Origin of the sequence: Mesorhizobium sp. M0587 (assembly GCF_040320945.1) — a bacterium.
Classification (GTDB): domain Bacteria; phylum Pseudomonadota; class Alphaproteobacteria; order Rhizobiales; family Rhizobiaceae; genus Mesorhizobium.
This window is the reverse complement of sequence record NZ_JAMYQP010000055.1, coordinates 1-12,698: the sequence shown is the minus strand read 5'-3', so window position 1 is coordinate 12,698 and position 12,698 is coordinate 1. Positions and strand designations below refer to the sequence as shown.

Sequence of the window (12,698 nt, the reverse complement as noted above, 5' to 3'; positions counted from 1 at the left end):
GCGAACGTTGGGCTGACGCCTCACGGGGTCGTCGCGATGCACCCCTTGCCATGATGGTGGATTTGTTGCGCGCGCTTGTCAAGGACGAGCGGCGGCTCGATCCGTATCAAGCCGCCGTTTGTCGTGCATGCCGGCATCTGCGAACAAATGCTCGGTGATTGTCCCTGGAATAATTAATGATCGTTCCGAGGAATAATCAATGATTGTCCCGGGGGATACCGCTGGTGTGCGCGACGTCCTGGTATTTCACCGCCGGCTTCAGCACCATTCCTTCGGAGAACTGGTCGACCATGGCGCGTTGAATTTCCTGCCAGGGCGTCTGGTGCTTGGGATAATGATAGCCGCCATTGTTCTGCAGCTCGGCGCGGCGCCGGGTGATCTCGTCGTCGCTGACGAGGATGTCGGCGGTGCCTTTCCTGAGGTCGATGCGGACGCGATCACCCGTCTTGAGCAAGGCCAGTCCGCCGCCGATGGCGGCTTCAGGCGAGGCGTTCAGGATCGACGGCGAGCCCGACGTGCCGGACTGGCGGCCGTCGCCGATGCAGGCCAGCGCGTGGATGCCCTTCTTGATGAGATAGGCCGGCGGCTGCATGTTGACGACCTCAGCGCCGCCGGGATAACCGACCGGGCCGGCGCCGCGCATGAACAGGATCGTGTGCTCGTCGATGCCTTGCGCCGGATCGTCGATGCGGGCGTGGTAATCCTCAGGCCCGTCAAAGACCATGGCATTGCCTTCGAATGCCTCGGGATCCCTGGGGTTGGACAGATAGCGCTCGCGGAATTCAGGCGAGATGCCGCTGGTCTTCATGATCGCCGAATCGAACAGATTGCCCCTGAGATTGATGAAGCCGGCATTGGCCTTCAGCGGCTTGTCGGCGCTGCGGATGACGTCGGCATCCTCGACCACCGCTCCCTTGCAGTTGTCGCCGATCGACTTGCCGTTGGCGGTCAAGGCATCGGGATGCGGCAACAGCCCGCCCTTCATCAGTTCGGCCACGACGGCCGGTACGCCGCCGGCGTGATGATAATCCTCGCCGAGATACTCGCCCGTCGGCTGCAGATTGACGAGGAGCGGCACGTTGAGGCCGATCGTCTGCCAGTCGTCATTGTCGAGCGGCACGCCGAGATGGCGGGCGATGGCGTTGAGATGGATCGGCGCGTTGGTCGAGCCGCCGATCGCCGAATTGACGACGATGGCATTCTCGAAGGCTCCTCGCGTCATGATGTCGGACGGTTTCAAATCCTCATGCACCATCTCGACGATGCGTTTTCCGGTCTCGTAGGAAATTTGTCCGCGCTCCCGGTAGGGAGCCGGAATGGCGGCCGAGCCCGGCAGCTGCATACCCAGCGCCTCGGCCAACGAATTCATCGTGGTGGCGGTGCCCATGGTGTTGCAATAGCCGGTGGACGGCGCCGACGAGGCGACGATGTCCATGAATTCATCATAGCCGATTTCGCCGGCCGACAGGCGCTGGCGTGATTCCCAGACGATGGTGCCGGAGCCCGTGCGCTTGCCCTTGTGCCAGCCATTGAGCATCGGGCCGACCGACAGCGCGATGGCCGGAATGTTGACGGTGGCCGCCGCCATCAGCAGTGCCGGCGTCGTCTTGTCGCAGCCGATGGTCAGCACCACGCCGTCGAGCGGATAGCCGTAAAGCACCTCGACAAGGCTGAGATAGGCGAGATTACGGTCCAGCGCCGCGGTCGGGCGCTTGCCGGTTTCCTGAATCGGATGGCAGGGAAACTCGAAAGGAATGCCGCCCATCGAAACGATGCCTTCACGCACGCGCTTGGCAAGCTCGAGGTGGTGCCGGTTGCAGGGCGAAAGATCCGAGCCTGTCTGGGCGATGCCGATCAAGGGTTTGCCCGACATCAGCTCGGCGCGCGTCAGCCCGTAATTGAGATAGCGTTCCAGGTAGAGCGCCGTCATTCCCGGATTGTCGGGGTTATCGAACCACTCCTGAGAGCGAAATTTCTTCTTTCCTGTGGGGGCGCCGGCCATCATGGTCTCCGTATTTGTATGACAAATCGATATGACAACGCGCAGATACAGGCAAGGGGCACGCGCGATCCGAACCGGACTTTGGTGCGATAGACATGTATCGAGCCGCGCGCTAGGACCAATCCGACATTGTGATCGGGGAGATTTTGATGGCCTTGGTGATCGAGGGCGAGGAACGCATCGCCGCATCCATACAGAAAGTATGGGAAGCTCTGAACGACCCGGCGGTGCTAAAGGAAAGCATTCCCGGCTGCCAAAGCCTGGAGATGAAGTCGGCGACCGAAATGGCGGCGACGGTCGTGCTGAAGATCGGGCCGATCAAGGCGACCTTCAACGGCGAGGTAATGCTGAAAAACCTCAAGCCGCCGCATGCCTACACAATTCAGGGCGAAGGCAAGGGCGGCATCGCCGGCTTCGCCAAGGGGGGCGCCGACGTGACGCTGACTGCGGATGGGCCGGACGCCACGGTGTTGAAGTACGCGGCAAAGGCCGATGTGGGCGGCAAGATCGCCCAGCTTGGCAGCCGGCTGATCGAATCGACGTCGAAGAAACTGGCCGGTCAGTTTTTTTCGACGTTTGGTGAGAAGGTAGGCGCGGCTTAGGATTGCGCCTTGTTTGAACGGTGCCTGGTTTATCCAGCGTCGGCGCTGCCCCTCATTGTCCTGCCGGACATTTCTCCCCGTATAGTGACGGGGAGAAAGACGCCGTGTGCGACGATTTCTATACGGGGAGAAGGTGCCGGCAGGCGGATGAGGGGCGGCGCCCACCGGACGAAAGTTACTCGAACACGATGCTCGGCACCGACGCTTCGGCCGCGCCGCGCTCCTCATTGACGCGATCCCAGACTTTCGAGGCGATATCGCGATAAATTTTCGCCTCTGCACCGTCGGGCTTCGAGACGACGACCGGCGTGCCCGCGTCCGAGCTCTCGCGGATGCCCATCTCCAGCGGCACCTCGCCGAGGAAGGTGACGCCCAGGCGTTCGGCCTCGCGGCGCGCGCCGCCATGACCGAAAATGTCGTAGCGCTTGCCGGTATCGGGTGCGAGGAAGTAGCTCATGTTCTCAACGATGCCGAGCAGCGGCACATCGACTTTCCTGAACATGTTCAGTCCCTTGCGGGCATCGATGAGGGCCAAGTCCTGCGGCGTCGACACGATGACGGCACCGGCCAGCGGCACCTGCTGGGCCATGGTCAATTGCGCATCGCCGGTGCCCGGCGGCATGTCGACGACAAGCACGTCGAGCGCGCCCCATTCGACCTCGCGCAGCATCTGCGTCAGGGCCGACATCACCATCGGGCCGCGCCAGATCATCGGCGTCTCCTCATCGACGAGGAAGCCCATCGACATCACCTTGAGGCCGTAATTCTCCATGGGCTTCAGGATCTTGCCGTCGACCGTCTGCGGCCGGCCATGGATGTTGAGCAGCCTCGGCATGGACGGGCCATAGATGTCTGCGTCGAGCACGCCGACGCGCAAACCGTTGGCGGCGAGGCCAAGCGCGAGGTTCACCGCCGTCGTCGACTTGCCGACACCGCCCTTGCCCGAGGCGACGGCGATGATCGCCTCGATGCCAGGCACGCCGCGCTTGCCGTGACTGTGCGAAGCCGGGGCGTGCGGGGCCGCGCGCGGTGCGGCGGCGGGCGGAGCTGGCCTGGGTGCGGGGCGCGATGGAACAGGCGCCTCCATGCCGCCGCCCTTCTTTTCCGCCGTCAGCGCGACAACGGCGCCGGCGACACCGGGGATCGCCTTGACGACGCGTTCGGCGGCGGCGCGCAGTGGCTCCATTTCCTGCGCACGGGCGGCGGGAACCGTGATGGAGAAGAACACCTTGGAATCGGCGATGAATATCTCGGACACCATGCCGAGGTCGACGATATTGCCGGTGAAATCCGGGCCGTTGACCGTTTTCAGGCGTTCGATGACGGCGTCTTTGGTGACGGGCATGATTTTTTCCTCGGCGTTCGGCACCTCAGATAATGTAGTTTTCGAGCAGAACCAAGCCGCCGCCTCGACGCACCCAGCACGAGGCCGGCTTCTGCAAACGAACTTCGCAAGATGCCGGTCGCCGAACGGGGCACGTGGCCTATTTCAATGAACAGCATCAGGAACAGCCAGGGAAGGAGAAATCATGCTTGCAAACAGCAACGCAACGGCCAATCTCGCGGTGAAGGACATGGCGAGAGCAAAGGCGTTTTATGAAGGAACGCTGGGCCTCAAGCCGGTGGACCATATGGGCGACGAACTGATCGTCTACAAAAGCGGTGACACCACCATCAATGTCTATCGGTCCCAGTTCGCCGGAACCAACAAGGCGACGGCGGTAACCTGGACGGTTGGCGATCAGATCGACAGTGTCGTCCAATCGCTGAAATCGAAAGGCGTTGGGTTCGAACACTACGAAATGCCCGGCCTGACGATCGAGGGCGACGTCCATGTCGGCGACCAGGGCATGAAGGTCGCGTGGTTCAAGGATCCGGACGGCAACATCCTGAACCTTGTGAACCGGTAGACAATATCGCGATTGCCGGCGCTCCAGGCGCCGCGACGCTCACCTCATCCCGCCAGACCGACGGCGAGATAGGTGAGCGCCGAAATCACGGCCGTCGCCGGCAAGGTGACGATCCAGGCGATGACGATGTTGCCGGCGACACCCCAGCGCACGGCCGAGATGCGGCGGGCGGCGCCAACGCCGATGATGGCACCGGTAATCGTGTGCGTCGTCGAAACGGGAATGCCGAGCCAGGTGGCGGCGAACAGCGTGATGGCGCCGCCGGTCTCGGCGCAGAAGCCTTGCATCGGATTCAGCCGGGTGATCTTGGAGCCCATCGTGTGGACGATGCGCCAGCCGCCGAGCAGCGTGCCCAGCGCCAGCGCCGACTGGCAGGTCAGGACGACCCATAGCGGCACGTAGAATGTCCCGCCGAGCATGCCTTGCGAATACAACAGCACCGCGATGATGCCCATGGTCTTCTGGGCGTCGTTGCCGCCGTGGCCGAGCGAATAGAGCGAGGCGGAAAAGAACTGCATGACACGGAAAGTGCTGTCGACGGCGAACGGCGTCTGGCGCACGAACAGCCACGAAACCACGACCACGAGGACAAGCGCCAGGACGAAGCCGGTTGCCGGCGATAGGACGATCGCGGCGACCGTCTTGCCCAGCCCCGACCAGACGATGGCGCCGACGCCCGCCTTGGCAACGCCGGCGCCGACCAGCCCGCCGATCAGCGCGTGCGAACTGCTCGACGGGAGCCCGGCAATCCAGGTGACGATGTTCCAGACGATGGCGCCGACGAGCGCGGCGAAGATCACCGCCGGCGTGACGATGTTGACGTCGACAATGCCTTTTCCGACGGTCTCGGCGACATGGAGGCCGAAGAACATGAAGGCGATGAAGTTGAAGAAGGCCGCCCAGACGACCGCATAATGCGGGCGCAGCACGCGCGTGGAGACGATGGTGGCGATGGAGTTGGCCGCATCGTGCAGACCGTTGAGAAAATCGAAGAACAGCGCGACGGCGACGAGGCCGACCAGCAAGGGAAAGGCGATCGTGGCTTCCATCGCCTATACGTTCTCGATGACGACGCCGCTGATCTCGTTGGCGACGTCCTCGAATCGATCTACCACCTTCTCCAGCTGGCCATAGATCTCGCTGCCGATCAGATAGGCCATCGCGTCGCCGCGGCCATGCCGCTTGAACAGGTCCTTCAGACCTTGCTCATGCAGATCGTCGGCCCGGCCTTCGGCGCGCATGACTTCCTCGGCGATGGCGTTGAGACGCGCGCTGTTGGCGCCGACCTTGCTGAGAAGCGGAATCGCTTCCGCGACCAGCTTGGCGGTGTCAACGATGACGCCGCCCATCTCCTGCATCAGCGGGTCGAATTCCTTCATCTCGAACAGCCTCACCGTCTTGACCGTCTTGTGCATCATGTCGATGGCGTCATCCATCGACTGAATCAGGTCCTTGATGTCGCCGCGATCGAAAGGCGTGATGAAGGAGCGCCGCACGGCAAGCAGGACTTCCGCGGTGATATGGTCGGCCTCGTCCTCGAGATCGACGATCTTCTGGCCCCAGCGATCGATATCCTTGCCCTGGAGAAGCTGCTCCAGCGCCTCGGCGCCGCCGACCACAGTGCGCGAATGGCGCTCGAACAAGTCGAAGAAACGATCTTCGCGCGGCAGCAGCTTGCGGAACCAGCCCAGCATCTTGATCTCCCATCGCGCCCAGTTCACGACCCTTTCCTTGACATAGCGCCGCCAGGCGCCTCGGCAAACAGTAAGCCGGCTGAAAGATGTGGATGCAGGGCGATTACGCATAGCGCTTGCGGCGAAAGGAAATTTCCCCGACCTTGCACGCGACGACCGGACGAATGGCATGATCGACAAGCTGGAATTCTTCATCGCACTGGCCAAGGAGGAGCATTTCGGCCGGGCGGCCGAGCTGTGCGGCGTCACCCAACCGACGCTGTCGGCCGGCATAAAGCAACTTGAGGGCCAGCTCGGGGTGATGCTGGTGCTGCGCGGCTCGCGCTTCCAGGGGCTGACACCGGAAGGCAAGCAGGTGCTGACATGGGCGCGCCGCATCGTCGGCGACACCCGCACCATGAGAGAAGAGATGCGGGCGGCGCGTCACGGCCTGTCTGGCCGCATCCGCATCGCCGCCATCCCGACGGCCCTGGCCATGGTAGCGCGGCTGACGACGCCTTTCCGCGAGAAACATCCGGGCGTCACCTTCTCGGTGCTGTCGCGCACCTCGATCGAAGTGCTGTCGCTGCTTGGTAATTTCGAGGTCGACGCCGGCATCACCTATCTCGACAACGAGCCGCTGGGGCGGGTGACGAGCGTACCGCTCTATGACGAGCGCTATCAGCTGATCACCGCTGTCGGAAACCCCTACTCCGACCGCGACAAAGTGACATGGGTCGAGATCAGCCAGTTGCCGCTCTGCCTCTTGACGCCGGACATGCAGAACCGCCGCATCATCGACCAGCACCTGGCCGAGGCCGGCGAGCAGGTGCGGCCGACGCTGGAATCCAATTCGATGATCGTGCTGTTTTCCCACATCCGGACCGGCAAATGGTCATCGATCATGCCGCTCAACCTCGCGGAAACATTCGGCTTTTCCGAGCCTATCCGGGCCATTCCGATCGTCGACCCGGACGCCAGCCATACGGTCGGCTTGGTTGCCGCGCCGCGCGAACCGCACACGCCGCTGGTGCAGGCGCTGCTGGACGAGGCAATGGCGCTGGCAGACGATTTCCGCGCCCATCGCTAGGATAGACAATGTAAGCCGAGGCCTCGATAGAAATTTTCTATCACGCAACGAAACGGCTTTATTGATTTCGGTGGTTTCCTCTGATTTCATAAACACTTAGCGATGAATTCCATCGACCAGGGAGGGCGCTGCGTGACGATGCAGCCTGCAAGTACCGAGATCGCATCGCGCACGGCGGCGATCGTGCAAGAGATGAAGGGCCTTGAAGGCCCGTTGCTGCCGATCCTGCACGGCATCCAGGAAGAGTTCGGCCATGTGCCGCATGACGCCCTGCCGGTCATTGCCGATGGGCTGAACCTCTCCAGGGCGGAGGTACACGGCGTCGTCACCTTCTATCATGATTTCCGCGCCCGGCCGGCCGGCCGGCACGTGCTCAAGCTCTGCCAGGCGGAAGCCTGCCAGTCGATGGGCTCGGACGCGGTCGCCGCCAAGATCAAGCAGTTGCTCGGCATCGGTTTTCACGAGACCACCCGTGACGGATCGGTGACGCTGGAGCCGGTCTATTGCCTCGGGCTTTGCGCCTGTTCGCCGTCGGCGATGCTGGACGGTGTGGTGATCGGGCGTATCGATGACGAGAAGATCGAAGACATTGTCGCCGAGGTGCGCTCATGATCCCGCGCATCTACATTCCCGGTGATTCCGGCGCGCTGGCGCTGGGTGCGGAAAAGGTTGCCAAGGCGATCGCAAATGAACTCGCCGAGCGCGGGATCGAGGCCAAGATCGTGCGCAATGGCTCGCGCGGCGCCTATTTCCTAGAGCCAATGGTCGAGGTGGCGACCGCCAATGGCCGCGTCGCCTACGGGCCGGTGAAACCCTCCGACGTCAAGAGCCTGTTCGACAGCGGCTTCCTCACCGGCGGCCATCACAAGCGCTGGCTCGGCGCGCCCGACAAGATCCCCTTCCTGGCCAAACAGACGCGGCTGACCTTCGCCCGCTGCGGCATCAACGACCCGCTGTCGCTCGACGCCTACAAATCGCTGGGCGGGCTGAAGGGCCTGCAGAACGCGGTGGCGATGGCGCCGGCCGACATCGTCAGCCAAGTCACGGAATCAGGGCTGCGCGGCCGTGGCGGCGCCGGCTTCCCGACCGGGATCAAATGGAAGACGGTGCTCGACACCACCTCCGAGCGCAAATACATCGTCTGCAACGCCGATGAGGGCGACAGCGCCACCTTCGCCGACCGCATGATCATGGAAGGCGACCCGTTCGTGCTGATCGAAGGCATGGCGATCGCCGGCATCGCAACGGGCGCGACCAAGGGTTTCGTCTATATCCGCTCGGAATATCCGCATGCTGTGGCTGTCATGAACAAGGCGGTCGAGGTCGCCCGCAAGGCCGGCGTGCTCGGCGTCAACGTGCTGGGTTCGCCCAATGCGTTCGACATGGAGATCCGCGTCGGCGCCGGCGCCTATGTCTGCGGCGAGGAAACCTCGCTCTTGAACAGCCTGGAAGGCAAGCGTGGGGTGGTTCGCGCCAAGCCGCCGCTGCCGGCGATCCAAGGCTTGTTCGGCAAGCCGACGGTGATCAACAACGTCATCTCGCTGGCGTCCGTTCCGATCATCATGGACAAGGGTGCCGCCTTCTACAAGGATTTCGGCATGGGCCGCTCGCGCGGTACCATCCCGATCCAGATCGCAGGCAACGTCAAGCATGCAGGGCTGTTCGAGGCGGCTTTCGGCATGACGCTGGGCGAGATCGTCGACGAGATCGGCGGCGGCACCGCGACCGGACGGCCGGTGAAGGCGGTGCAGGTCGGTGGGCCGCTCGGCGCCTATTTCCCGCGCGCTTTGTTCGACACGCCGTTCGACTACGAAGCCTTCGCCGCCAAGGACGGGCTGATCGGCCATGCCGGCCTCACCGTGTTCGACGACACCGCCGACATGCTGAAGCAGGCACGCTTCGCCATGGAATTCTGCGCCATCGAAAGCTGCGGCAAGTGCACGCCCTGCCGCATCGGCTCGACGCGCGGGGTCGAGACCATCGACAGGCTCGCCGCCGGCATCGAACCGGAGAAGAACCTCGCGCTGGTCACGGACCTCTGCAACACGATGAAGTTCGGATCGCTGTGTGCGCTGGGCGGCTTCACGCCCTACCCGGTGATGAGCTCGATCACGCATTTCCCCGAGGATTTCAAGCCTGCGCCGGCGCGCGTGGCTGCTGAATAGGAGCTGGCAGATGAACATCAAGGCCGACTTCCCATCACTCGTCGAAGAGCTCGACTACGGAACCCCGCAATCGAAGTCGCAAAAGCAGGTCACCCTGACGGTCGACGGCCGCAGCATCACCGTGCCGGAAGGCACGTCGATCATGCGTGCGGCGATGGAAGGCGGGGTCGAGATCCCGAAACTCTGCGCCACCGACATGCTGGACTCGTTCGGTTCGTGCCGCGTCTGCCTCGTCGAGATCGAGGGGCGCGGCGGCACGCCGGCCTCCTGCACCACGCCGGTTGGCGAAGGCATGATGGTGCGCACGCAGTCCGAACGGCTCGATGCCATCCGCCGCGGCGTCATGGAACTTTATGTCTCCGACCATCCGACCGGCTGGAACGAGAAGGCCGGGACCGGCGCCAGCGAGTTCGACGCCGTTGCGAAGTCGATCGGCCTGACCGAGAACCGCTACGGCGTCAATGGGCGCAACCATGTCAAGCAGGAAGACGGCGTGGCACCCGGCCATGGCTCGCTGGCGGTCGACTACATCGCCCGCGATGAATCCAATCCCTATTTCGCCTATGATGCCGCGCAATGCATCGTCTGTTCGCGTTGCGTGCGGGCCTGCGAGGAGGTGCAGGGCACGTTCGCCCTGACCATCGAGGGCCGAGGTTTCGAATCGCGCATGGTCGCCGGCATGCACGAGGATTTCATCACCTCCGAATGCGTGTCCTGCGGCGCCTGCGTGCAGGCCTGTCCGACCGACGCGCTACGCGAGAAGACAGTGCTGGCCAAGGGCCTGCCGGAACGCTCGGTTGTCACCACCTGCGCCTATTGCGGCGTCGGTTGCTCGTTCAAGGCCGAAGTGAAGGACGACGAGGTCGTTCGCATGATGCCCTACAAGGAGGGCAAGGCCAATCACGGCCATTCCTGCGTGAAGGGCCGTTTCGCTTATGGTTATGCCACTCACAAGGACCGTATCCTGTCGCCGATGATCCGGGAAAAGGTCAGCGATCCCTGGCGGGAGGTGAGCTGGGAAGAGGCGATCGCCCATACGGCCAAGGAATTCCGCCGCATCCAGTACCAGTACGGACGCACCGCTATCGGCGGTATCACCTCGTCGCGCTGCACCAATGAGGAAACCTACCTCGTCCAGAAGATGGTTCGGCAGGGCTTCCGCAACAACAATGTCGACACTTGCGCGCGCGTCTGCCACTCGCCTACGGGATACGGGCTCGGCCAGACCTATGGCACTTCGGCCGGCACGCAGGACTTCGATTCGGTCGATTACACCGACGTCGCCGTCATCATCGGCGCCAATCCTGCTACCGCCCATCCGGTGTTCGCCTCACGGCTCAAGAAGCGGCTGCGCCAGGGCGCCAAGCTGATCGTGCTCGATCCGCGCCGTACCGAGATGGTCAAGTCGGCCCATGTGGAAGCGGACTATCATTTGCCGCTGAAGCCCGGCACCAACGTGGCCGTGCTGACCGCGCTGGCGCATGTCATCGTCACCGAAGGCCTGTTCGACGAAGCCTTCATCCGCGAACGCTGCGACTGGACGGAGTTCCAGGACTGGGCGTCTTTCGTCGCCTTGCCCGAAAACAGCCCCGAAACCGTCGGCAGGTTGTCCGGCGTCGATCCCGAACTGATCCGCGGCGCGGCGCGCCTTTACGCCACCGGCGGCAATGGCGCGATCTATTACGGCCTGGGCGTGACGGAACACAGCCAGGGTTCGACCACGGTGATGGCGATCGCCAACCTTGCCATGGCCACCGGCAATATCGGCCGGCCGGGCGTCGGCGTGAACCCGCTGCGCGGCCAGAACAACGTGCAGGGCTCATGCGACATGGGCTCCTTCCCGCACGAACTGCCCGGCTATCGCCACATCTCCGGCGAGGCCGTGCGCGACATCTATGAGAGCCTGTGGGGCGTAAAGCTGGACGACGAACCGGGCCTGCGCATTCCCAACATGCTTGATGCCGCCGTCGACGGCAGCTTCAAGGGCATTTATATCCAGGGCGAGGACATTCTGCAGTCCGATCCCGACACCAAGCATGTCGCCGCCGGCCTGGCGGCAATGGAATGCGTCGTCGTGCACGACCTCTTCCTCAACGAGACGGCGAACTACGCGCATGTCTTCCTGCCGGGCTCGACCTTCCTCGAGAAGGACGGCACGTTCACCAATGCCGAGCGCCGCATCAACATGGTGCGCAAGGTCCTGGAGCCGAAGGCGCGTTATGCCGATTGGGAGGCGACGCAGGAGCTTGCCCGCGCGATCGGGCTGGACTGGAACTATCGGCATCCCGCCGAGATCATGGACGAGATCGCCAAGACGACGCCGAGCTTTGCCGGCGTCTCCTTCGATCTGCTCGACCGTGTCGGATCGGTGCAATGGCCCTGCAACGAGAAGGCGCCGCTCGGCACGCCGATCATGCATGTCGATGGCTTCGTGCGCGGCAAGGGCAAGTTCATCCGTACCGAATATGTGGCGACGGACGAAAGGACGGGACCACGCTTCCCGCTGCTGCTGACCACCGGCCGCATCCTCAGCCAGTACAATGTCGGGGCGCAGACCAGGCGCACCGACAATCTGATGTGGCATAGCGAGGACCGGCTGGAAATCCATCCGCACGACGCTGAGAATCGTGGCTTGCGCGACGGCGATTGGGTGCGGCTGACCAGCCGCTCGGGCGAGACGACGCTGCGCGCGCTGATCACGGATCGCGTGTCGCCGGGTGTGGTCTATACGACCTTCCATCATCCCGATACGCAGGCCAACGTCATCACCACCGACTTCTCCGACTGGGCGACCAATTGCCCGGAATACAAGGTGACCGCGGTGCAGGTCGGCGCGTCCAACGGACCGTCGGAATGGCAACGCGATTATGACGAGCAGGCGCGCAACAGCCGCCGCATCGCGCCGCTGGAAGCGGCGGAGTAGTCTTGGGCGAGGCATTCGACGATAAGAGCTCAATCTTGACGGCTGATCGACCCCCACTCCGTCGAGCTTCGCTCGAAACCTCTCCCCCGATCGACGGGGGAAAGGAAAGCACGCGAACTCCAGGCTGCTTTCCTCTCCCTCCGGAGGGGGGAGAGGTGGCGCTGCGAAGCAGCGACGGAGTGGGGGAAGCCGGTCCGGCAAGACGCAGCCGCCGAAAGTCGGGCATAACCCAAAGAGCAGGCAATCCGGTGTTTCTGGCGAGCAGTCGCGGGGGGGGGCCCGCCCCCGGGGCCCGGCGCCCCCCCCCCCACCACCCCCCGGGCGGCGGCGGGG

At 63.5% G+C, this 12,698-nt stretch carries 10 protein-coding genes; 6 read left to right on the top strand and 4 right to left on the bottom strand.

All coding sequences use genetic code 11. From position 1 onward, the window contains the following. Positions 1 to 196 precede the first annotated feature (196 nt). Entirely contained in the window at positions 197 to 2,002 is a 1,806-nt protein-coding gene (locus tag NKI49_RS30300; protein ID WP_352607410.1) for an IlvD/Edd family dehydratase, read from the bottom strand. A gap of 149 nt (positions 2,003 to 2,151) precedes the next feature. Here NKI49_RS30300 and NKI49_RS30295 point away from each other — a divergent pair, with 149 nt between their 5' ends. Then, positions 2,152 to 2,604, top strand: coding sequence for an SRPBCC family protein (locus NKI49_RS30295; protein ID WP_352607408.1), 453 nt, complete (start codon positions 2,152 to 2,154; stop codon positions 2,602 to 2,604). Positions 2,605 to 2,779: 175 nt separating this feature from the next. Here the strand turns inward: NKI49_RS30295 and NKI49_RS30290 are convergent, their stop codons facing one another. Then, the gene (locus tag NKI49_RS30290; RefSeq protein WP_352607438.1) at positions 2,780 to 3,952 is read right to left on the bottom strand and encodes an Mrp/NBP35 family ATP-binding protein; all 1,173 of its coding nucleotides are present in this window, start codon (positions 3,950 to 3,952) and stop codon (positions 2,780 to 2,782) included. 181 nt (positions 3,953 to 4,133) lie between these two features. Between NKI49_RS30290 and NKI49_RS30285 the strand changes: the two genes are divergently transcribed. Further along, complete coding sequence (locus NKI49_RS30285) at positions 4,134 to 4,514, top strand: VOC family protein (protein WP_352607406.1); 381 nt, start codon at positions 4,134 to 4,136, stop codon at positions 4,512 to 4,514. Between the two features lie 44 nt (positions 4,515 to 4,558). Here the strand turns inward: NKI49_RS30285 and NKI49_RS30280 are convergent, their stop codons facing one another. Both NKI49_RS30280 and NKI49_RS30275 read right to left on the bottom strand, forming a co-directional pair. After that, positions 4,559 to 5,563, bottom strand: a complete 1,005-nt coding sequence (locus NKI49_RS30280; RefSeq protein WP_352607404.1) for an inorganic phosphate transporter — start codon at positions 5,561 to 5,563, stop codon at positions 4,559 to 4,561. A gap of 3 nt (positions 5,564 to 5,566) precedes the next feature. Continuing rightward, positions 5,567 to 6,208, bottom strand: a complete 642-nt coding sequence (locus NKI49_RS30275) for a DUF47 domain-containing protein (protein WP_352607436.1) — start codon at positions 6,206 to 6,208, stop codon at positions 5,567 to 5,569. Positions 6,209 to 6,377: 169 nt separating this feature from the next. On the opposite strand from NKI49_RS30275, the gene NKI49_RS30270 reads away from it, so the two are divergent. The 4 genes from NKI49_RS30270 to fdhF all read left to right on the top strand — a co-directional run bounded on the left by NKI49_RS30270 (position 6,378) and on the right by fdhF (position 12,365). Beyond that, complete coding sequence (locus tag NKI49_RS30270) at positions 6,378 to 7,277, top strand: LysR family transcriptional regulator (RefSeq protein WP_352607402.1); 900 nt, start codon at positions 6,378 to 6,380, stop codon at positions 7,275 to 7,277. A 132-nt stretch (positions 7,278 to 7,409) separates the two neighbouring features. Further along, entirely contained in the window at positions 7,410 to 7,889 is a 480-nt protein-coding gene (locus NKI49_RS30265) for a formate dehydrogenase subunit gamma (protein ID WP_352607400.1), read from the top strand. Continuing rightward, positions 7,886 to 9,442, top strand: a complete 1,557-nt coding sequence (locus NKI49_RS30260) for a formate dehydrogenase beta subunit (protein WP_352607398.1) — start codon at positions 7,886 to 7,888, stop codon at positions 9,440 to 9,442. The genes NKI49_RS30265 and NKI49_RS30260 overlap by 4 nt, the downstream gene beginning before the upstream one ends. 10 nt (positions 9,443 to 9,452) lie before the next feature. Then, positions 9,453 to 12,365 carry a formate dehydrogenase subunit alpha gene (fdhF, locus tag NKI49_RS30255; protein WP_352607396.1) on the top strand — a complete coding sequence of 971 codons (2,913 nt, stop codon included), beginning with the start codon at positions 9,453 to 9,455 and terminating at the stop codon, positions 12,363 to 12,365. Positions 12,366 to 12,698 lie beyond the last annotated feature (333 nt).

What these genes read in the sequence shown, in the direction of transcription:
- NKI49_RS30260 (WP_352607398.1), top strand. Translation starts at nt 7,886, where the DNA reads ATGATCCCGCGCATCTACATTCCCGGTGATTCCGGCGCGCTGGCGCTG.
- NKI49_RS30280 (WP_352607404.1), bottom strand. Translation starts at nt 5,563, where the DNA reads ATGGAAGCCACGATCGCCTTTCCCTTGCTGGTCGGCCTCGTCGCCGTC.
- fdhF (WP_352607396.1), top strand. Translation starts at nt 9,453, where the DNA reads ATGAACATCAAGGCCGACTTCCCATCACTCGTCGAAGAGCTCGACTAC.
- NKI49_RS30300 (WP_352607410.1), bottom strand. Translation starts at nt 2,002, where the DNA reads ATGGCCGGCGCCCCCACAGGAAAGAAGAAATTTCGCTCTCAGGAGTGG.
- NKI49_RS30295 (WP_352607408.1), top strand. Translation starts at nt 2,152, where the DNA reads ATGGCCTTGGTGATCGAGGGCGAGGAACGCATCGCCGCATCCATACAG.
- NKI49_RS30285 (WP_352607406.1), top strand. Translation starts at nt 4,134, where the DNA reads ATGCTTGCAAACAGCAACGCAACGGCCAATCTCGCGGTGAAGGACATG.
- NKI49_RS30270 (WP_352607402.1), top strand. Translation starts at nt 6,378, where the DNA reads ATGATCGACAAGCTGGAATTCTTCATCGCACTGGCCAAGGAGGAGCAT.
- NKI49_RS30275 (WP_352607436.1), bottom strand. Translation starts at nt 6,208, where the DNA reads ATGCTGGGCTGGTTCCGCAAGCTGCTGCCGCGCGAAGATCGTTTCTTC.